Source organism: Nocardiopsis terrae, assembly GCF_014651695.1.
Classification (GTDB): Bacteria; Actinomycetota; Actinomycetes; order Streptosporangiales; family Streptosporangiaceae; genus Nocardiopsis; species Nocardiopsis terrae.
Genome location: NZ_BMXJ01000010.1, coordinates 72,123 through 92,594 on the forward strand (window position 1 = coordinate 72,123; position 20,472 = coordinate 92,594).

Sequence of the window (20,472 nt, forward strand, 5' to 3'; positions counted from 1 at the left end):
CGCGGAGCCTGCGCGCCCCGCCCCGAGGCCGCTGACACCACCGACACCCCCTCTTCCCGCCACACGTCTGCCCTCGCCCGGGCACCCTTGCTCACCGAACGGAGTTCGTCATGCCGCACGACCCGACACTGGAGCGTCTGGCCAACGCCACGCTGCTGGTGCCCTTCGAGTCCCTCCAGGCCCCCCGATGGATCCTGGACGGGTTGGCGGACGGGATCTCCGGCGTCTGCCTGTTCCACAACAACCTGGAGAGCCCGGAACAGGTCACCGCGCTCAACGCGAGCCTGCGCGAGGCCACCGACACGCCCCTGATCTCCCTCGACGAGGAGGGCGGCGACGTCACCCGCATCGGCCAGGCCCGGGGCAGCGACTACCCCGGCAACGCCGCGCTGGGCGCCGTCGACGACACCGACCTCACTCGGGCCACCCTGCGCTCGCTGGGCCTCCAGCTCTCAGGCCTGGGCTTCAACCTGGACCTGGCCCCCTCCGTGGACGTCAACGTGGCCGACGACAACCCGGTGATCGGCACCCGCTCCTTCGGGTCCGACGCCGAACTCGTCGCCCGCCACGCCGCCGCCTCCGTCCAGGGCCTCCAGGAAGCCGGGGTGGCCGCGTGCGCCAAGCACTTCCCCGGCCACGGAGCCACCTCCCAGGACTCGCACCACACCCTGCCCCAGATCGAGGCCGACGCCGAGCTGCTGCGCCGCCGGGAGCTCCTCCCGTTCCGGGCCGCCGTCGACGCCGGGGTCCGCTCCATCCTGACCGCGCACATCGAGCTGCCCGGTCTGGGCGTCGAGGGTCCCGCCACACTCAACCGCACCATGCTCAACGACCTGCTGCGCGACGAGATGGGCTTCACCGGGGTCGTGGTCAGCGACGCCATGGACATGCGGGGCGTGAGCGGCGAGATCGGCATCCCCGAGGCCAGCGTGCTCGCGGTGGCCGCCGGTTGCGACCTGCTCTGCCTGGGCCGCTTCGTCTACGCCGACCAGGTCGCCCGGGTCCGCTCCGCGCTGGTCGGGGCGGTGCGCGACGGACGTCTGTCCGGCGAACGCCTGGAGGAGGCGGCCGACCGCAACGCCCGGCTGCGCGACTGGATCAAGCGTTCCGCGCAGGAGCGGGCGCTCCCCGGAGCCGACGGCGGCGGCACCGAACGGGTCGGGCTGGCCGGGGCCCGCCGCGCCACCCGTGTGGACGGGGACGTCCCCGCCCTGGAGAACCCCTACGTGGTGGAGGTGGACGCCCCCGCCGGGATCGCCGTCGGTGAGGTGCCGTGGGGTCTGGGTCCCTGGTTCGGCGACACCGTCCGGGTCTCCCCCGAGGCCGACGACCCCTCCGAGCAGCTCACCGCCGCAGCCGGCCGCGACCTGGTCGTCGTGGTGAGGGACGCGCACCGCTACCCGAGTGCGCAGGAGTTCGTGAGCGCCCTGCTCGGCGCCCGCCCCGAGGCCGTGGTGGTGGAGATGGGCCTGCCCATCTGGCGGCCCGACTGCGGCGCCTACGTGAGCACCTACGGCGCCGCCCACGTCAACGCCCTGAGCGCGGCCGAGCTTCTCGGCTCCGCGGGGGCGCTCAGGACCGCCCGCTGAGGGCTCCGCCCCGGCGGCTCCGGTCACCGGACACGCGCTGGCGCGCTCTCTCAGCCGAGAGCGGAGAACGCCGCCCATGTCCCCGCAAGCCGGTAGGAGAAGTACTCTTGGCGTGTAGCACCCCGGGCGCCGACAACACCCGTCGGCGCCCGGTGCCCCATTCGCCCTTCTAACCACGGCATAATCACAGCATGCGCCTTTCAGCCCGGGTCGACTACGCGCTTCGCGCGGCCGCAGAGCTCGCTGTCGCCGGTGACGGTCCGGTGACGGCCGAGCAGCTCGCACGCGCGCAGGCCATCCCCGGAAAATTCCTGGAGAACATTCTCACCCAGCTACGCCGCGCCGGTTTGGTGCGCAGCCAACGGGGCCCCGTTGGCGGCTACTGGCTCGCCCGGCCCCCGGGGGAGATCTCCCTCGCGGACATCATCCGAGCGGTCGACGGTCCGCTCGCCAACGTGCGCGGGGAACGTCCCGAGCACGTCGACTACGACGGGGCGGCCCGCAGCCTGCAACAGGTGTGGATCGCCCTGCGCGCCAGTGAGCGCGCCATCCTGGAGGGGGTCAACCTCCAGCACCTGGTCAGCAACGAGCTCCCCGATCAGGTGCGCTCCCTGGCCGAGGACCCCGAGGCCTGGGTCAACCACACCCACCGCTGAGCGCCGTGCCGCCGCGGACGCCACCGCACACGCAAGGAGCCGGCCACCCCGAGGGGTGGCCGGCTCCTTGAACGAGATCCGTGTGACGTGCGCTGAGGTACCCGCACGGGGGCGGGGTGTCAGACCCCGGCCATGTCGGCGACCTGGGGAACACGATCCGGTACGGGCTCGATGCCGAGGTCCTGGGCGGGGACGGGGTCGTTCGTGACCGCGTCGCCCAACAGTGCGGCCTCCTGGAGCTCGGCCAGGGCCAGCTGGTCGGAGACCTCTCTGAGCACCTGTGAGAGCGGGACCCCGAGGGCCCCGCAGATGGAGGAGAGCAGTTCGGAAGAGGCTTCCTTCTGACCGCGCTCCACCTCGGACAGGTAGCCGAGGGAAACCCGTGCATCGGCCGACACCTCGCGGAGGGTGCGGCCCTGGCGCTGCCGCAGCCGCCTGAGCACGTCACCAAGTAGGTGACGAAGCAGGACCATCATTCGCGCTCCCTCCCACCGGTAGCGACCTTCATATACAACACCGTACCTGCCCCACGCCCGATTCGGGCACCTCTTGCCGTCCTGTTCGCTGGAGGGGGAACCGCGGCCGGGGGTGTTTTTGTTCCCGTGCTCCGGGGGAGGCGGACCGACCGGAGGGATCAGGCCCGGGTGTCTCCCGCCGCTTCCCCGCGGACTGCGGCCCTCAGGAGCCCCAGCGCACCCTCGACCGTGTCGTAGCGGATACCCGCGCGCTCCCCGCTGAAACCGAAGCGGACGACCCGCGTGTGTGAGTCCGGTCCCGCCACCGCCGCGTAGACGGTGCCGACGGGCTGACCGTCCTGGGGTTCGGGCCCCGCCACACCGGTGACCGCGACCCCGTAGTCGGCTCCGACGAGGCGTCGCACACCCCGCGCCATGTGGGCGGCGACGTCGGGGTGGACAGCGCCGTGCCCGTCCAACAGGTCCTGGGGGACCCCCAGGACGGACGCCTTGGTGTCGGTGGCGTAGGTGACGGCCCCGCCCCGGTAGGTGGCCGAGGAGCCGGGGACCGCCGTCAGGTGAGCGCCGATGAGCCCTCCGGTGAGGGACTCGGCGGTGGCGCAGGTGGACCCGTCGTCCAGCAGGGCCCGGTGGACGGCCTCCGCGGCTTCCAGCGCCGCGTCGCCGAGCGGGATGCCCACCTGCGCCCCGGTCATCAGCCAGACTCCGTGTCGGGGCCCGGGGCGTCCTTGGCGCGTACCAGGCGGGCGGCGCCGACCGCGTAGGTCAGGCCGGTCCAGAGGGTGACGGCCAGGGCCGCGGCCATGACCCCGTGGGCGATCCACGTGAACACCGCGGTGAACGGCAGCAGGTGCAGCGGGAACAGGTAGATGCTGATCGCCACGATCTGCAGGACGGTCTTGAGCTTGCCGCCGCTGCTCGCCGGGATGACCCCGTACCGCAGGACCGCGAAGCGCAGGGCCGTGACGCCCCACTCGCGCAGCAGGACGGCGATGGTCACCCACCACCACAGGTCTCCCTGGACGGACAGCACGATCAGCGCGGCACCGGTCAGCGCCTTGTCCGCGATGGGGTCGGCGATCTTGCCGAAGTCGGTGACCAGGTTCCGCCGACGGGCCAGTTCACCGTCGACGCGGTCGGTGATGGCGGCCAGGACGAACACGGCGAAAGCCGCGAGCTGCCACCCGGTCCCGTCCAGGAACATGAACCAGACGAAGACCGGCACCATCACCAGGCGGCTCATCGTGAGGATGTTCGCGATGTTCCACAGCGGGGCTTGGGGGGCGGGCGAGGCCGCGGCGTCGTTGGTGCTCATCTGTCTCCGGCTTCCACGTCCTGCTCCGCGACGAGGTCGGCGCCCGCCGACTGGATGACGGTGGCGCGCACCAGGTCCCCGACCGCGAGGTCCTCGCCGTACAGGATGGTGCTGCCGTCCACCTCGGGCGCCTGGTGCGCGGAGCGGCCCTCGTAGGCGCCGTCCTCCAGGACGGACTCCACCAGGACGGTCACCTCGGTACCGACGCGTTCCTCGGCCCGCTGGGCCATGAGCTCCTCGGAGAGGCGGTTGAGCGTGTCCACCCGCTCCTGGATGACCTCCTCGGGCACCTTGTCGCCGTGGTTGAGCGCCTCGGTGCCGTCCTCGTCGGAGTAGCCGAACACGCCGATGGCGTCCAGGCGGGCCTCACTGAGGAAGGACACCAACTCCTGGAACTCCTCCTCCGTCTCCCCGGGGAAACCGACGATGAAGTTGGAGCGGGCTCCGGCTTCCGGCGCGCCCCTGCGTGCGGTCTCCAGCAGTTCGAGGAAGCGCTCGCGGTCGCCGAAGCGGCGCATACGGCGCAGCAGCGGACCGCTGGCGTGCTGGAAGGACAGGTCGAAGTAGGGGACCACCCCCGGGGTGCCGGTGAGTACGTCCACCAGGCCGGGGCGGACCTCGGCGGGCTGGAGGTAGCTGACCCGGACCCGCTCCAGGCCCTCGACGGCGGCCAGGCGCGGCAGCAGCTTCTCCAGCGCGCGCACGTCACCGAGGTCCTTGCCGAAGGAGGTGGAGTTCTCGCTGACCAGGAACACCTCGCGCACGCCCTCGCCGGCCAGCCACTCGGCCTCGCGGACGATCTCGTCGGGCTGACGGGAGATGTAGGCGCCGCGGAAGGCCGGGATCGCGCAGAAGGTGCACCTTCTGTCGCAGCCGGAGGCGATCTTGAGGTTGGCCACGGGGCCGCCGGTCAGCCGACGGCGCGGGACCGCGGCGCGGTACGGCAGCTCGGTGCCGGCCGCGCCCTCGGACTCGGCGAACGCGGCGTGCCCGGGCACGTGGACCTGGGAGTCGCCGCGCTCGGCCGGGCTGATCGGCAGCAGGGTGCGGCGGTCGCGCGGGTCGTGCGGGACCAGTTCGCGCCCGGCGACGACGTCGTCGAGCCGGTCGGTGATGGCGGCGTAGTCATCGAATCCGATGACGTTGGCCTCGGGGAGGGCGCCGGCGAGTTCGGAGCCGTAGCGCTCGGCCATACACCCGGCGGCGACGACCTTCCCGCCGCCCTCGGCCGCCTCCAACAGGGTCTCGATGGAGTCCTGTTTGGCGGCGTCGATGAACCCGCAGGTGTTGACGACGGTCACGTCGGCCTTGGTGTCGTCGTCGACGAGGTCCCAGCCGCCAGCGGCAAGGCGCCCGGCGAGCTCTTCGGAGTCGACCTCGTTACGCGCACACCCCAGGGTGACGAGTGAGACAGTACGGCGCGATGACATGGCTTCCAAGCGTGTGGGAGAGCTTCGGGTGCTGCGGGGCGCGGCGTGGTCGAAGGCCGGGGTACCCGGTCGGCTCGTGCTCGCACGAAGGCGTCGACTGTCGCCGCCCGCAGCCCCCCACACTACCGTGGTTGACCAACCCACCCGTACCCCGGCCTCGGCCGTACTCTCTGGAACCCGTGCTGCCGCGCCCGCCGTGGAGACGATCGTCAGTCGACGAGGCCGTCGGCTCCGACCGTGACCTCCTTCACCTCGCCGGGCCCTCCGCTGGGCCCCTGTTCCCGCCCGTCGACGGACACATCGATCGCCCCGGCGTTGCCGACCCACAGGGTCAGCGGTACCTCGGTCCGGTGGTCCTGGGACTCGCCCTCGGTGAGGAACCCGGTGAACAGGTCCTCGCCCGCGGGGTCGCTGACCCTGATCCAACTGCGTTCGGAAGCGGTGAGGGCGACGGTGAACTCGTCCGCCTCACCGGCCGCGGGACCGGTCTCCTCCGTGGCCGCGTCCCCGGTGGCGTCCCCCTCCGCGCCCCCGGCCGCCTCGGTGTCCCGGGCCGCCGAGGAGCCGGTGCTCTCCTCGCTGTTGGAGCCGGCCGAACCGAACGCGGTGCGGACGGGGGCGCCCTCCTCCCAGCCCTGCCAGGTCCGGACCCCCACGAACACCGCGGTGACCAGGATGAGGCCGACCACGGCCCAGGGCCAGTGCCGCCGAACCCTCTCCCCACGGAGCGTCCTGGTCCGGGTGACGGCGACCCGGGCGGCGGGCCTGTCGTCCCGGGGCCGGTTCTCGGGCTTGCTGTGCCTGCCGGGCCGCCGGGGCCCGGGTACCTGGACCGCCGCCCCCTTGGGCCGGTTGCGCCGGAGCGGCCGGGCGAGTCTCTGGTTGCGTTCGAAGTGGCCCCAGCTCTCGGCCCGCTGTTCGGGGTCTGCCTCCTCGTCCCCGATCCGGGCGGGCCGCACCTCCCGGGGTGCCTCGTGGTCGCTCGTCCCGGTGTGGGCCCGCCCGCCCTCGGCCGCCGCGACCCGGGCCGCCTTGGGCGTCGCGGACGGGTGCCGGGGCGGGGGGATGAAGGTGGGCCTGTCCCCGGAGGAGTGTTCGCGGTCGTATTCCTCCAGGAGTGGTTCGGGGTCCAGTCCGAGGAACTTGCAGATCCTCCGAATGTGCCCGCGCGCGTAGAAGTCCCCTCCGCAGGGGACGAAGTCCTCGTTCTCGATGCCTCTCAGGACCTGTGTCCGGATACGTGTACGTGTGCTCAGGTTCTCCAAGGAGCAACCCGCCGCGATCCGTGCGGCGGACAGGGTCTGGCCGATCGTCGCCATGCGCACTCCCCCCGCGACTTTCTGTGCCTACGTGGACCCACTCTGCTACCCGGAGCCCTCCGGTGCAGGTCACCACGCCCCATGAGGCCCTCAAGATCGCACCAAATCGGGCGAGGCGGACGCGGCGGGGAGCTCAGCCGCCCCTGATGTCGGTGAGCACCGACGCGAGGTCGTCCGGGGCGACCAGGACGTCGCGGGCCTTGGACCCCTCGCTGGGGCCGACGACGTCACGGCTCTCCATGAGGTCCATCAGACGGCCCGCCTTCGCGAAACCGACGCGGAGCTTGCGCTGGAGCATCGACGTGGACCCGAACTGGGTGGTGACGACCAGCTCGACCGCCTGCAACAGCAGGTCCATGTCGTCGCCGACCTCCTCGTCGATCTCCTTCTTCTTGGTGCTGGCGACCGCGACGTCCTCGCGGTAGCTGGGTTCGGACTGCTTCTTGCAGTGGTCGACGATCCCGCGGATCTCCTTCTCGGCCACCCAGGCGTTCTGCAGCCGGATGGGCTTGCCCGCACCCATCGGGAGGAAGAGCGCGTCGCCCTTGCCGACGAGCTTCTCCGCTCCGGGCTGGTCGAGGATGACGCGGCTGTCGGAGAGGCTGGAGGTGGCGAAGGCCAGCCGGGAGGGGACGTTGGCCTTGATCAGACCGGTGACGACGTCGACGCTGGGCCGCTGGGTGGCCAGGACCAGGTGGATCCCGGCCGCGCGGGCCAGCTGGGTGATACGCACGACCGCGTCCTCGACGTCGCGGGGGGCGACCATCATCAGGTCGGCGAGCTCGTCGACGATCACCAGCAGGTAGGGGTAGGGCTCGTAGACGCGTTCGCTGCCCGGCGGGGCGGTGAGCTCGCCGGTGCGCACGGCGGCGTTGAAGTCGTCGATGTGCCGGTACCCGGAGGCGGCGAGGTCGTCGTAGCGGCGGTCCATCTCCCCGACGACCCACTGCAGGGCCTCGGCGGCCTTCTTCGGGCTGGTGATGATCGGGGTGATCAGGTGCGGGATGCCCTCGTACATGGTCAGCTCGACCCGCTTGGGGTCGACCAGGATCATCCGCACCTCGTCGGGGGTGGCGCGCATCATCAGTGAGGTGATGAGCCCGTTGATGCAGGTGGACTTACCGGCACCGGTGGCGCCGGCGACCAGCACGTGCGGCATCTTCGCGAGGTTGGCCACGACGTTGCTGCCCTCGACGTCCTTGCCCAGGCCCACCAGCATGGGGTGGTCGTCGGAGGTGGCCGCCGGGGAGCGGAGCACGTCGCCCAGGCTCACGATGTCCTTGTCGGTGTTGGGGATCTCCACACCGATCGCGGACTTGCCGGGGATGGGCGACTGGATGCGCACGTCGGTGCTCTTGACCGCCAGGGAGATGTTCTTGGACAGGGCGGTGACCTTCTCGACCTTCACCGCCGGGCCGAGCTCGATCTCGTAGCGGGTGACCGTGGGACCGCGGGTGAAGCCGGTGACCTCGGCGTCGATCTTGAACTGGTCCAGGACCCCGGTCAGGGCCGCGACCACCTCGTCGTTGGCCTTGGTGCGCGGTTTGGACGGGGTGCCGGGCTTGAGCATCACCGGGGCGGGCAGCTCGTAGTCGCCCTCGACCACACGGGAGGGGATGGAGAGCTGTTCGGTGGTGGCCGGCGGCGGGGTGGGGTCGGGGGCCGGCGCCTTGGTCCTTCGGCGGGCGGCGGGCTTGTCCCGGGCCTCTCCGTCCTCCTCCCCCTCGGCAGGGGCGGGGGCGATCTTCTTGGGCTCGGACCCGCTGGGCAGGACCGGGCTGTCGTAGGGGCGCTCGTGGTCGCCCGCGACCGTCTCGGTCCCCGCGGTTTCGGCCTTGGGCCTGCGCCTGCGCGGTTTGGCGGGTTTCCTCTCCGGGTCCGCTCCGAGGATGCCGATGCCGGAGTCGGGCCCGGCGTCGCGCTCCATGAGGGCGCCGAAGAGGGTCTGGAGGCGGTCGGGGATACGGCGGATCGGGGTGGCGGTCACCACGAGGATCCCGAAGACCAGGACCAGCGCCAGGAGGAGACCGGTGATCCAGGGGGTGACGACGGCGCTGAGCGGTCCCGAGGCGATGAAGCCGATGAGCCCGCCCGCCTTCTGGAGCCCCTCGACGCCGTCCGCGGGCTGGGGGACGCCGTGGGCGATGTGGATGAGCCCGAGCAGTCCGAGCATGATCGCGGTGACCCCGATGAACAGGCGCCCCGCGTCGCCCTCCCGGCCGGTGCTGGGGGTGCGCATCAGTTTCACGGCGACGGGCAGGAAGAGTAGCGGCAGGATCGGTGAGAAGGTTCCGAAACCGCCGACGACCACCATGCGGGTGGCCTCCAGGAGCGGTCCCTCGCTCCGCCACCACACGGCCGCGGCCACCAGGACGCCCAGGGCCAGCAGGATCAGGCCGGCGCCGTCCCGCCGCAGGTCCGGGTCGAGGTCGCGGGCGCTGCGCCCGACCGCTCGGGCCGCCCCGCCCACGGTGTGCGCGATGAGTTTCCACAGCACGAGCAGGAACTGGCCGAAGAGGGCGACGACGTAGGCGATGGGCCCGTCGGGCATGCGCTTCTTCGCCGCGGGCTTGCGTGCGGCGGGCTTCCTGCGCCCTGAACCGCCAGAGGAGGCACGCGTGGCCATCGGGGGGTCACCTCCACGGGGACGGGGTCGTTCTCAGGGCGCGGGCACAGCGACCCGGCACGGCGGGAAGCCTACTAAGACGTCCAGCCCGGGACACGAAGGCCGCACGGCGTGTCGCGGCGGCCTCCCGTGAAACACCGGACGGCCCGGGAGCGCGGTGCGCGCTCCCGGGCCGTCCGGTGTGTCGTGTCCGGTCCGGATCAGACCTCGACCAGGACGGGAATGATCATGGGACGGCGACGGTAGGTCTCGTTGACCCAGCGCCCGGTGCTGCGCCGGATGAGCTGGCGCAGCTGGTGCGGGTCGTTGACCCCGTCGGCGGCCGCCTTGTCCAGGGCGTCCTGGAGCTTGTCGATGACGTCGTCGTAGGCGTCGGCGCCCATGCCCGCGCCCCGGGTGTGGATCTCGGGCTCGCCGAGCATCTTCCCGGTACTGGAGTCCACCGCGACGACGACGGAGATGAAGCCCTCCTCGCCGAGGATGCGGCGGTCCTTGAGCGCGGCGTCGGTGACGTCGCCGACCGAGGAGCCGTCCACGTAGACGTATCCGGCCTGCACCGCGCCGACGATCTTGGCGCGGTTCTTGTACAGGTCGACCACCACGCCGTCCTCGGCGATGACGATGCGGTCGTTCGGAACGCCCGTGAGCTTGGCCAGGTCGGAGTGGGCCCGCATGTGCCGCCACTCACCGTGCACCGGCATGAAGTTGCGCGGACGCACCATGTTGAGGACGTAGAGCAGCTCTCCGGCGGAGGCGTGGCCGGACACGTGCACGAGGGCGTTGCCCTTGTGCACGACGTTGGCTCCCCAGCGGGTCAGGCCGTTGATCACCCGGTTGACCGAGTTCTCGTTGCCCGGGATGAGCGAGGAGGCGAGCAGGATGGTGTCGCCCTCCTCGATCCGGATCTGGTGGTCCCGGTTGGCCATCCGGCTGAGCGCCGCCATGGGCTCGCCCTGGGAGCCCGTGCAGACCATGAGCACCTTGTCCGGGGGCAGCTTGTCGAGCTGCTTGACGTCGACGATGGTGTCGCCGGGGATGCTCAGGTAGCCCAGGTCCCGCGCGATGTTCATGTTGCGGACCATGGAGCGGCCGACGAAGGCGATCTTGCGGCCGTGGCGCACCGCGGCGTCGATCACCTGCTGGACGCGGTGCACGTGCGAGGCGAAACAGGCCACCACGACGCGCTTCTCCGACTGCCGGAAGACCTTGTCGATGGCCTCGGTCAGGTTGCGCTCGTTGACGACGAACCCGGGCTGCTCGGCGTTGGTGGAGTCCGACAGCAGCAGGTCGACGCCCTCGTCGCCGAACCGGGCGAACCCGGCCAGGTCGGTGAGGCGGCCGTCCAGCGGCAGCTGGTCCATCTTGAAGTCACCGGTGTGCAGCACGGAGCCGCCGGAGGTGCGGATGCCCACGGCGAGCGCGTCCGGGATGGAGTGGTTGACCGCGAAGAACTCCAGGTTGAAGGGGCCGAAGTCGTGGCGCTCCCCCTCCTCGACCTGGACGGTCTCCGGCTTGATGCGGTGCTCGCCCAGCTTGGCGCTGATCAGCGCGAGGGTGAGCTTGGAGCCGACGATCGGGATGTCGGCCCGCTCGCGCAGCAGGAACGGCACGCCGCCGATGTGGTCCTCGTGCCCGTGGGTGAGCACGATCGCCTCGATGTCGTCGAGACGGTCCCGGATGTAGTCGAAGTCCGGCAGGATCAGGTCGACGCCGGGCTGCTCCTCCTCGGGGAAGAGCACACCGCAGTCGACGATGAGCAGACGGCCCTCGTACTCGAAGACCGTCATGTTGCGGCCGATCTCGCCGAGCCCGCCCAGCGGGACGACGCGGAGGGCGCCCTTGCCCAGGGGCGGGGGCGGGCCGAGTTCGGGGTGCGGGTGACTCATACGGAACCCTCCGTGAGACGTTCGACGCGGACCGCGCTGGCGGGCACCGCCTGGTGCGGGGCGAGCCCGATCGGGCCCTTGACCCCGGCGGCGGCCAGGTCCTCGCGCAGGAGTGCCTGGAGCTCGGAGGACGCGTCGGCGAGCGGTGTGCGGACCGGGCCGGAGGGGAGCCCGAAGAGGTTGAGGACGGCCTTGGTCGTGATGACGCCCTGGGTGCGGAACATGCCGGTGTAGACCGGGGTGAGGCGGCGGTGGATGGCCAGCGCCTGGCCGACCTCGCCGGCCTCGAAGGCGTCGATCATGTCCTTGAGGTCACTGCCGACGATGTGGCCGACGACACTGACGAAACCGGCCGCGCCGACGGACAGCAGCGGCAGGTTCAGGATGTCGGTGCCGCAGTAGTACGCCAGGTCGGTGCGCTCCATGACCCAGGAGCTGGCGCCGACGTTGTCCTTGGCGTCCTTGTTGGCGACGATGCGCGGGTGCTCGGCCAGCCGGACCAGGGTCTCGGAGGCGATCGGCGTCCCGGTGCGGTGCGGGATGTCGTAGAGCATGACCGGCAGCTCGGTGGTGTCGGCGATCTCCGAGAAGTGCCGGATCAGCCCCTCCTGCGGGGGCTTGTTGTAGTAGGGCGTGACGGCCAGCAGGCCGTGCGCGCCCGCCGCCTCCGCGGCCTTCGCGAGCCGGACGCTGTGGCGCGTGTCGTTGGTACCGACCCCCGCCACGACCTGGGCCCGGTCCCCGACCGCCTCGACCACCGCGCGAAGCAGGCGGTCCTTCTCGTCATCGCTGGTCGTGGGCGACTCACCGGTCGTCCCGCTGATGATGAGGCCGTCGTTGTGCTGCTCGTCGACCAGGTACGAGGCGAGTCTGGCCGCGCCGTCGTAGTCGAGTTCCCCGTCTTCGAGCATCGGGGTGACCATCGCGGTCAGCATCTTGCCGAACGGACGGTTCTTGGTGTCTACCATCGCGTGTGAAAGGCTTTCGGACCCTTTGCCGGAAGCTCAAGGGTCCGGGGTGCCCCTCCTCCTCTCCATGTGCGTGAGAAACAAACTGATACGTCCCGTGCCGAGTACTTCCGTACACGGGTGAGGGCGGCGCTGTGCGTCCGCCGCCGCGACCGGTGAACAGCCGGAGCCGGACGCGGGAAAGTCTGTGTGCCCCGTGCAGGGAGTGCGCGGGGGCGTTCTGCGGTTCGGCCCCCGTCCTCGCTGGTCGAGGTGGGGAGCCAGCCGGAACCGGGTGGAGCCGACCGGTAGCCGGAAGAGTCCTGACCTGTGAACCTACCCGCCCCGGGCCCACGCCACGCAGGCGGGGCCCGGGGTCACCGCGGTCGGAGAACGGTGGTCGGGAGGTTGCCGGAGGCTGCTCAGTCGTCCTGCCCGTCCGGGAGGAACATACTGGCGACCCAGCTCACGATGGTGACGACGATGGCGCCGAAGAAGGCGGCCCAGAAGTCCTCCACGTGGAAGGGGAGGTCGAACCAACCGGAGATCCACTCCGTGAGCAGGAACAGCAGCGCGTTCACGACCAGGCCGATGAGGCCGAGGGTCAGGGCGTAGAACAGGCAGCCGACCGTTTTGACGATCGGTTTGATGACCGCGTTCACCACACCGAAGATCGCGCCGACCGCGAGATAGGTGACGATCTGACCGGTGGTGTCCTGCGCCGCGACGTCGATCCCGTCGACCAGGAGGACAGCCGCCCAAAGGGCGAGCGCGTTCACGATAACTCTGATAATGAGGCTCACAAGGTAGATGTTCCCATGCCATGGCAAGGTCCGGAAACTCCGGCGTGGGTGATCTTGCCGTTACCGCCCCTCGTGCCCCTTCAGGAGGCCCCGTGTCCAGTGCACAGTTCGTCCGCCCCGCCCGTTCCGCCGACGTGGACACGGTGGTGGACCTGCAGGTCGCGTCGTGGCGTGCGGTGTACGGGGAGTTGCTGCCCGCGGAGGTGGCGGAGGGGTTGTCGGGCGGGGAGGCCCGCGAACAGTTCCGCGAGCAGTGGAGCGCGGCGCTGGAGTCGCCGCCCACCTCCAGGCACCGGCTCGTGGTGGCCACCGACGAGGTCGGCGGGGTGCGGACGGTGGTGGGGTTCGCGGCCTTCGGCCCGGCCGGGGACCCGGACCTGTGGCCCGCCACGGACGGGGAGGTGTTCGCGCTGCACGTGGACCCGGAGCGGGTCCGGGAGGGACACGGCAGCCGTCTGCTGAACGCGTGCGTGGACCACCTGGTCGAGGGCGGGTTCAGGACGGTGCACGTGTGGACTCCGGAGGAGGAGAACGCTCTGCGGTCGTTCTTCGAGGCGTCTGGGTGGCGCGCCGACGGTGCGCGGAGGGAGATCGACATGGGGCGGCTGCTGCCGATGGTGCGGCTGCACGCGTCGGTCTCGGAGTAGCCCCGCGGACGGTGCCCGGCCGCGGGGCGCGCGGTGCCGGTTGGGCGGGGTGCCGGCCAGGTACTACCGTTGGGTGGTTGTCTCGGCGTGCCCCCGGCGCGCCCCGTCTCGAACTGGAGGACCGGCGCGTGGCCACGGTCAGTGAATGGGTCTCGGGGCTGCGCCCCCGCACGCTTGCGAACTCGGTCGTCCCGGTGGCGGTGGGTACCGCGCTGGCTTTCTCCCTGGACGGGTTCGTGTGGTGGAAGGCGCTGCTGGCGCTGGTGGTGTCGATGGCCCTCCAGGTGGGTGTGAACTTCGCCAACGACTACAGCGACGGGGTCAAGGGCACCGACACCGAGGAGCGCACGGGCCCGACCCGGCTGACCGCGAGCGGCCTGGCCGCGCCCCGGCAGGTGCTGGCCGCGGCACTGGGGAGTTTCGCCTTCGCCGGCGCGGTAGGCCTGGTGCTGGTGGCGACCACCTCGTGGTGGCTGCTGCTGATCGGCGCGGCCGCGATCGCCGCCGCCTGGTACTACACCGGTGGCCGGACCCCGTACGGGTACCGGGGTCTGGGCGAGGTCTCGGTGTTCGTGTTCTTCGGTGTGGTGGCCGTGGTGGGCACGGTGTTCGTGCAACTGGAGGCGCTGCCCTGGCAGGCCTGGGCGGCCTCGGTCCCGGTGGGGTTGCTCTCCTGCTCGGTGCTGGTGATCAACAACCTGCGCGACATCCCCACGGACCGGGAGACCGGCAAGATCACCCTGGCCGTGCGCCTGGGCGAGACCGGCACGCGACGGCTGTACGCGGGCATGGTCGCGGTCTCCTACGCGGTCGCCCTGATCCTGACCGCGGTGTCCTGGTGGGTGCCGCTGGTGCTGCTGTCCGCTCCGCTGGCGGTGCCCCCGCTGCGCCGGGTCCTCGGCGGTCAGAAAGGCCGCGACCTGGTCCTGGGCCTGGGTGAGACCGGCAGGCTCCAGATGGCTTTCGGCCTGCTGTTCTCCGTCACCCTCGCCCTGGGCTGACCCAGGGCGCCCCCGGTCCGGAGCCCCTCGCACCGGGCCGGTCCCGGAGCCCTGTTGCTAGGCTCGTCCACCGTTGGGCTCCTCCCCCGATCCCCGAAGGACGGCCATGACGAGCACTGGCGACGACGTCCCCCGCGTCGTGGCGGACCGCTACGAGATCCGCGGCGAACTCGGGCGCGGCGGTATGGGCGCGGTCTGGCGCTCCTGGGACCGTGTGCTCGGGCGCGGGGTCGCCCTCAAGGAGATGGTCCTGCCCGCCGGGACCTCCGGGGAGCGTGGGTGGTCATGCAGCTGGTCCGGGGGCGTTCCCTGCGCGAGGAGGTCGCCGAGCGCGGTCCCCTGCCGGTGCCGGAGGCCACCCGGGTCGCGGAGGCGCTGCTGGAGGCGCTGGGGGCCGCGCACGCCCGGGGGATCGTCCACCGCGACGTCAAGCCCGGAAACGTCATGCTGTCCGAGGACGGCCGGGTGCTCCTGACCGACTTCGGGATCGCCACCATCGCGGGCGAGGACGAGGTGACCAGGGACGGGGCCCGGATGGGATCGGCCCCGTACATGGCGCCCGAACGGCTGCGCGGCCAGGGCCCGGCGGATCCCCCGTCGGACCTGTGGGCACTGGGCGCGACCCTGTACACGGTGGTGGAGGGGCGCCACCCGTTCCGGCGGGGCGAGACGGGCCGGACCATCGCGGCGGTGCTGTCGGAGCCCCTCCCGCCGCCGACGCGGTCCGGTGCGCTGGCCCCGCTGATCACGGCCCTGTTGGAGCGCGATCCGAACCGCCGCCCCACCGCGGAGGCCGCCCTGGCCGCTCTGCGGAGCGGCACGGCGCCTCTGGGGCCGCCCGCCGCCCCGAGGGGACCGTCCGCCGGAGCCGTGGCGGCACCCGCCGGACCGCCCGGACCGCACACCGGCCCCACTGGACCCGGTTCCGTCCCGGGGGCCGCCGGAGCCTCCGACGGGCGCGGCCGCGCCCTGCTGCTGGCCGGGGCCGCCGCGGTCGCGCTCACGCTCGTCACGGCCCTGGGCGTGTACCTGCTCTCCCCCGAGGAGCTGTCCGTCGAGTACGACAGGTACTCCGCGGAGACTTTCCTGGTCGACCACCCGCAGGGTTGGGAACCGCGGGTCCACGGCGACGAACCGCACCAGAGCTCCTGGGGCTCGGTGGAGTTCCTGCCTCCGGAGGGGGCGGAGGAGTTCCCGGAGACCCTGATGTCCGCCGGCTGGTACACCTCCCCCGAGCACGAGGACGCCGCCACCGAATCCCAGGAGGCGTGGGAGGAGGCCATGGACGAACTGGACGTGACGGACCGCTCCCAGCGGTCCCTGGACCCCGAGGACTACATCGACGTCCCGAAGTCCTGGGACGCGGTGATGTTCGAGGACACCTACAGGGGCTTCGACAACACCGCCCTCGAACTGGGCTGGGACGAGGACCCGGAACGGTTCAGCACCGTCCTCCAGATCCACGTGGGCGGCACAGAGGGCACCACGGCGTACTGGATCGCCTGGTACGGGCCGCAGAGCGAACTCCGCGCCTACGACACCGTCATCCGCGACACCTTCAACTCGTTCACCCCCCGGGAGTGAACCGCACGCCCTAGGGTCGGCGGTGTGAACCACCTGAGCGACGAGGAGTTCTTCGCGAGCCTGCCCGCGACCCGGGGCGCGGCGGGCGCGCTCATCCGTTCGGAGCGGGGCGAGGTGCTGCTGGTACGGCGCGTGTACGCGCCCGAACAGCCCTGGGGCGTCCCGGGCGGGATCATGGAGGCCGAGGAGTCCCCGCTGGCCGCCTGCCGCAGGGAGATCGGCGAGGAGCTGGGGGTGGACGCCCGGGTCCGGGCGCTGCTGGTGGTGGACTGGGTGCCGCCCAGGCCTCCGCGCACCGCCGCACTGCAGTGGCTGTTCCGCGTCGAGGTCTCCGGGACGGACTTCCGGCTGCCGCCCGAGGAGCTGTCCGGATGGGAGTGGGTGCCGCCCGCGAAGCTCCCCGAGTACCTGCCCGAGCGCGTCGCACAGCGGATGCTGGCAGCGGTCGCGGTGGACGAGCGGGGTTCGGGCCCGGTCTACCTGGAGTACGGACACGCCGTACTGCCTGGCCCGGCCTGAGGAACCGTGCGTGGTGCCGCCCGCACCAGTTACGATGCCTGCTCGCAGTCCACCCCAGGGAGAGCCGAACACCGTGCCGAGCGACAACACCCCCGACCCCCGCGAACTCGCCCCCGACCCGGTGGCGTGGGCCGAACGCAACTCCCGTCAGGCGGGCGCCTTCGACGCGATCGGGGAGCACTACGACGAGGCCTTCCCCAACAAGGAGGGCCAGCAGGACTGCGTCCGGCGCATGCTGAGCCTGCTCCCTCCCGGAGCGCACGTGCTCGACCTCGGGTCGGGCACCGGCCTGCCCACCGCCCGCCAACTGGTGCTGGCCGGTGCGCGGGTGACCGGGTTCGAGATCTCCGAGCGGATGCTCGAACTCGCCCGCCGCAACGTCCCGGAGGCCGAGTTCCGCCGGGCCGACATCCTCGACCTGGATCCGGTGGAGAGGTCATATGACGCCATCGTGGCGTTCTTCTCGCTGCTGTGCCTGCCCAAGGAGCGGATCCCCGAGGCCCTGGGCCGCGTGCGCGCCTCCCTGCTGCCAGGGGGCCTGCTGTGCCTGTCGATGGTGGAGGCGGACCTGGACGACACCCCGATCCCGTTCCTGGGCTCCGAGATCCGGGTGTCGGGCTATCCCCGTGAGGAGCTGCGCCGGGTGGTGGAGAAGGCGGGCCTGATCGTCGAGGACGAACGTGCGGTCGCCTACGAGCCCGGGCCCGGGGGCGCGCCCCCGGAGGTCCAGATCTTCCTCACCTGCCGCCGGGGCGCCTAGACTCCGCCGCGACGGTACGCGCGGGCGGCTACCGCGCACGACGGAGGGGACCGCCCTCCCGGACGGTCCCCTCCTGGGCTTGCGGTCCTACTCCAGGCCGAGCAGGGGCTCCAGGCCCAGGGTGAGCGGCTCGGGGAGCTCGGCGGTCCTGCGGATGCCCAGCAGGACCCCGGGCATGAAGGACGTGCGGTTCATGGAGTCGTGGCGGATCCTGAGCGTCTCGCCGTCGGTACCGAACACGACCTCCTGGTGGGCGATCAGGCCCTGGATCCGGAGCGCGTGCACCCGGACGCCGTCGACGTCCGCACCGCGGGCGCCCGGGATCTCCGAGGTGGTGGCGTCGGGCATCGCCCCGGTTCCGGCCTCGCGGCGGGCCCCGGCGACCAGCTCGGCGGTCCGGTAGGCCGTTCCGCTCGGGGCGTCGGCCTTGTTGGGGTGGTGCAGCTCGATGATCTCCGTGGAGTCGAAGTACGGTGCGGCCTTCGCCGCGAAGTGCATCATCAGCACCGCCGCGATACCGAAGTTGGGCGCGATCAGCACCTTGGACCCGGGTGTGGCCGTCTGGAGCGCGCGGACCTCGGCCAGGCGGGCCTCGTCGAAACCGCTCGTCCCCACGACGGCGTGGATCCCGTGGCCGATGAGCCACTCCAGGTTGCCCATCACCACGTCGGGGTGCGTGAAGTCGACGACGTAGTCCGCCCCCAGCACCGCGTCCCGGTCGTCGGCGCTGTCCACGCCCGCGACGAGTTCCATGTCGTCGGCGGCCTGAACCGCCCTGACGACCTCTGACCCCATGCGCCCATCGGCGCCGAAAACTCCTACCTTGAACACGCGTCGAGCGTACCGGAGTCCGGGCGGGTGTTCGGCGTGGTGGGGCTGGGCGGCGGCGTGCGGGGCCTCCGGCTCCGGTCACCGGTGCCGGTGCCGGGCACCAGTGACATCACGTCACCACTCCCCCCGGAGAGACGTCACGGCGCGGTGGTGACGCGGCGCCACTGCCGGAGGGGCGCGGCGGCGACTGTACTTGGAGACGTCCCCGCGGACACGGCTCCGCGGAACGGCGGGCCCGGTCGCGTGGCCGCCGAGGAGACCGAGAGAACAGGGAGGCCACCACCATGTGCACAGCCCGCCCCGACGACCCGCGGCGCCCGGACCCGGTCAGCGGCGCCTCCCCGACACGTCCGGGCTGGCCGGAGATCGCGGTCGGGCTGCTCGCCGTGACGGGAGCCGTGGTCCTGCTCGGGGTCTTCGGCCTGCTCGGCCTACCGGACGCGGGCCCCGTGGTGTACGGGCTCGTCGTGGCCGCCTGGTCGGGTGTGGCAGGACTCGTCGGCTTCGCCGCGGCCGCGGCGGTGCGCATCCGCTCGCTCGGCGCCTTCGGCATCCGTCGCACCACCTGGCGCTGGATGCTCATCGGTACGGCGGGGGGCGTGGTCGCTCTGGTCGCCAAGGGCGCGCTGACCCTCGCCATCACCGCCCTGACCGGATTCGACAGCAACCCCCAGGGCATGTACTACGAGGCGGCGGGCGGAGGTCCGGTGGCCCTGGTCCTGACCGTCCTGTTCCTGTCCGTGCTGACCCCCGTCGGTGAGGAGTTCCTCTTCCGCGGCGTCGTCACCAACGCCCTGCTGCGCTACGGGCCCCTCGTCGGGGTGCTCGGCGGCTCGGCGGTCTTCGCCCTCTTCCACGGCATCAACATCATCCTGCCCGCGGCGTTCGTGGTGGGCGTCGTCGCCGCCGAGGTGATGCGGCGCAGCGGATCGGTCTGGCCCGCGGTGGCCGTACACGTGGTCAACAACCTCGCCCTTCCGCTGCTGGTGCTCTTCACCGGAGCCGCCGGCACCGGCTGATCCGGGGACGGCCGCCAGAGGTGCGGGCACGGCGGGCCGGACTCAGCGGGCCGTCGCGAGCGTGAGCGCGAAGTCCCCCGCCGTGTCGGTCCACCAGTGGGTGAGGTCGAACCCTGCCCCGTCGAGTTCGGCGCTCAGCCCCTGCCTGCGGAACTTGGCGGAGACCTCGGTGCGCATCTCCTCCCCCTCCGCGAAGTCCACCTCCAGGTCCAGGTCGGCCACCCGGACCTGCTGGGCCGAACGGGCGCGCAACCGCATCTCGATCCACTCGCGGTCGGCGTTCCACACGGCCAGGTGGTCGAAGGCCTCCGGGTCGAAGTCGCCGCCCAGCCGGGTGTTGATCACCGAGAGCACGTTGCGGTTGAAGGCGGCGGTCACCCCCCGGGCGTCGTCGTAGGCGGCGACGAGCCGGTCCGGGTCCTTGACCAGGTCGGCGCCGAGGAGGAGGCGGTCACCCGGGTGCAGGACGTCGTGGATGTCCCGGAGGAAGGCCGCGCGCGGACCCGGTTCCTGGTTGCCGATGGTGGAACCGAGGACGGCGAGGAGCTGGCGGCCGCCCTCACTGACCGGCAGCAGTCCCAGGTGGTGCTCGAAGTCCCCGACGACCGCGTGGACGTCCAGGCCCGGGTAGTCGTCGGCGACGGGGCGGGCGGAGGAGGCGAGGAAGTCGCCGCTGACGTCGACCGGGACGAAGCGGGTGAGGCCGCCGTGGCGGCGCATGGCGTCCAGGAGCAGGCGCGTCTTGACCCCGGCCCCGGAGCCGAGTTCGATGAGGGCCGCCGCGTCGGCCGCGTCGGCGATCTCGTCGGCGCGCAGTTCCAGGATGGAGCGTTCGGCCCGGGTCGGGTAGTACTCCGGAAGCCGCGTGATGTCCTCGAACAGTGCGCTGCCGCGTTCGTCGTAGAACCACTTGGGCGGTAGTTGCTTGGGCCTCGCGGTGAGCCCTTCGGCCACGTCGGTGCGCAGGGCCTTGTCGAGTTCGTCGGCGGTCAGGTTGCGGTCGATCCGGAACATGGTGCCTCCTGTGTCCCTTACGGATGTACCCGGGGCGGGGCGATACCGGT

The 20,472-nt window shown here is 71.7% G+C and carries 19 protein-coding genes; 8 read left to right on the plus strand and 11 right to left on the minus strand.

The window, feature by feature from the left end; translation table 11 throughout:
• Positions 1-110 precede the first annotated feature (110 nt).
• Positions 111-1,589: a glycoside hydrolase family 3 protein gene (locus IE195_RS24625; protein ID WP_191275841.1), complete on the plus strand. Its 1,479-nt coding sequence runs from the start codon at positions 111-113 to the stop codon at positions 1,587-1,589.
• Between the two features lie 191 nt (positions 1,590-1,780).
• Complete coding sequence (locus IE195_RS24630) at positions 1,781-2,245, plus strand: RrF2 family transcriptional regulator (RefSeq protein ID WP_191275843.1); 465 nt, start codon at positions 1,781-1,783, stop codon at positions 2,243-2,245.
• 119 nt (positions 2,246-2,364) lie between these two features.
• Here the strand turns inward: IE195_RS24630 and IE195_RS24635 are convergent, their stop codons facing one another.
• The 9 genes from IE195_RS24635 to IE195_RS24675 form a co-directional block, all read right to left on the minus strand.
• A complete protein-coding gene (locus IE195_RS24635) occupies positions 2,365-2,721 on the minus strand; it encodes a helix-turn-helix domain-containing protein (RefSeq protein WP_191275846.1) in 357 nt (118 codons plus the stop codon).
• 158 nt (positions 2,722-2,879) lie between these two features.
• Positions 2,880-3,416 (minus strand): CinA family protein, encoded by a 537-nt coding sequence (locus IE195_RS24640; protein ID WP_191275854.1) that lies wholly within the window; start codon positions 3,414-3,416, stop codon positions 2,880-2,882.
• Positions 3,416-4,036, minus strand: coding sequence for a CDP-diacylglycerol--glycerol-3-phosphate 3-phosphatidyltransferase (pgsA, locus tag IE195_RS24645; protein WP_191275856.1), 621 nt, complete (start codon positions 4,034-4,036; stop codon positions 3,416-3,418). Before pgsA ends, IE195_RS24640 begins: the two co-directional genes overlap by 1 nt.
• Positions 4,033-5,466, minus strand: a complete 1,434-nt coding sequence (gene rimO / locus IE195_RS24650; RefSeq protein ID WP_191275858.1) for a 30S ribosomal protein S12 methylthiotransferase RimO — start codon at positions 5,464-5,466, stop codon at positions 4,033-4,035. Before rimO ends, pgsA begins: the two co-directional genes overlap by 4 nt.
• 209 nt (positions 5,467-5,675) lie before the next feature.
• Entirely contained in the window at positions 5,676-6,785 is a 1,110-nt protein-coding gene (locus IE195_RS24655) for a RodZ domain-containing protein (protein ID WP_191275860.1), read from the minus strand.
• Positions 6,786-6,918: 133 nt separating this feature from the next.
• Positions 6,919-9,411, minus strand: coding sequence for an FtsK/SpoIIIE family DNA translocase (locus IE195_RS24660; protein ID WP_191275862.1), 2,493 nt, complete (start codon positions 9,409-9,411; stop codon positions 6,919-6,921).
• A 200-nt stretch (positions 9,412-9,611) separates the two neighbouring features.
• Positions 9,612-11,297 carry a ribonuclease J gene (locus IE195_RS24665; RefSeq protein ID WP_191275864.1) on the minus strand — a complete coding sequence of 562 codons (1,686 nt, stop codon included), beginning with the start codon at positions 11,295-11,297 and terminating at the stop codon, positions 9,612-9,614.
• The gene (gene dapA, locus IE195_RS24670) at positions 11,294-12,265 is read right to left on the minus strand and encodes a 4-hydroxy-tetrahydrodipicolinate synthase (RefSeq protein ID WP_191275866.1); all 972 of its coding nucleotides are present in this window, start codon (positions 12,263-12,265) and stop codon (positions 11,294-11,296) included. Before dapA ends, IE195_RS24665 begins: the two co-directional genes overlap by 4 nt.
• A gap of 401 nt (positions 12,266-12,666) precedes the next feature.
• Entirely contained in the window at positions 12,667-13,047 is a 381-nt protein-coding gene (locus IE195_RS24675) for a phage holin family protein (RefSeq protein ID WP_191275868.1), read from the minus strand.
• A 92-nt stretch (positions 13,048-13,139) separates the two neighbouring features.
• Here IE195_RS24675 and IE195_RS24680 point away from each other — a divergent pair, with 92 nt between their 5' ends.
• The 5 genes from IE195_RS24680 (at position 13,140) to IE195_RS24700 (ending at position 17,558) form a co-directional block, all read left to right on the plus strand.
• Positions 13,140-13,694, plus strand: coding sequence for a GNAT family N-acetyltransferase (locus IE195_RS24680; RefSeq protein WP_191275870.1), 555 nt, complete (start codon positions 13,140-13,142; stop codon positions 13,692-13,694).
• Positions 13,695-13,822: 128 nt separating this feature from the next.
• Positions 13,823-14,695 (plus strand): 1,4-dihydroxy-2-naphthoate polyprenyltransferase, encoded by an 873-nt coding sequence (locus tag IE195_RS24685; protein ID WP_191275942.1) that lies wholly within the window; start codon positions 13,823-13,825, stop codon positions 14,693-14,695.
• A 54-nt stretch (positions 14,696-14,749) separates the two neighbouring features.
• Positions 14,750-16,279 (plus strand): serine/threonine-protein kinase, encoded by a 1,530-nt coding sequence (locus tag IE195_RS24690; RefSeq protein ID WP_225942499.1) that lies wholly within the window; start codon positions 14,750-14,752, stop codon positions 16,277-16,279.
• A 24-nt stretch (positions 16,280-16,303) separates the two neighbouring features.
• Complete coding sequence (locus IE195_RS24695; protein WP_191275874.1) at positions 16,304-16,798, plus strand: NUDIX domain-containing protein; 495 nt, start codon at positions 16,304-16,306, stop codon at positions 16,796-16,798.
• Between the two features lie 73 nt (positions 16,799-16,871).
• Positions 16,872-17,558 (plus strand): class I SAM-dependent DNA methyltransferase, encoded by a 687-nt coding sequence (locus IE195_RS24700; protein ID WP_191275876.1) that lies wholly within the window; start codon positions 16,872-16,874, stop codon positions 17,556-17,558.
• An 87-nt stretch (positions 17,559-17,645) separates the two neighbouring features.
• Here the strand turns inward: IE195_RS24700 and dapB are convergent, their stop codons facing one another.
• A complete protein-coding gene (dapB, locus tag IE195_RS24705) occupies positions 17,646-18,389 on the minus strand; it encodes a 4-hydroxy-tetrahydrodipicolinate reductase (protein ID WP_191275878.1) in 744 nt (247 codons plus the stop codon).
• A 284-nt stretch (positions 18,390-18,673) separates the two neighbouring features.
• On the opposite strand from dapB, the gene IE195_RS24710 reads away from it, so the two are divergent.
• Entirely contained in the window at positions 18,674-19,408 is a 735-nt protein-coding gene (locus tag IE195_RS24710) for a CPBP family intramembrane glutamic endopeptidase (RefSeq protein ID WP_191275881.1), read from the plus strand.
• 42 nt (positions 19,409-19,450) lie between these two features.
• On the opposite strand, the gene egtD is transcribed toward IE195_RS24710, so the two are convergent.
• Positions 19,451-20,422 carry an L-histidine N(alpha)-methyltransferase gene (egtD, locus tag IE195_RS24715; RefSeq protein ID WP_191275883.1) on the minus strand — a complete coding sequence of 324 codons (972 nt, stop codon included), beginning with the start codon at positions 20,420-20,422 and terminating at the stop codon, positions 19,451-19,453.
• Positions 20,423-20,472: the final 50 nt, after the last annotated feature.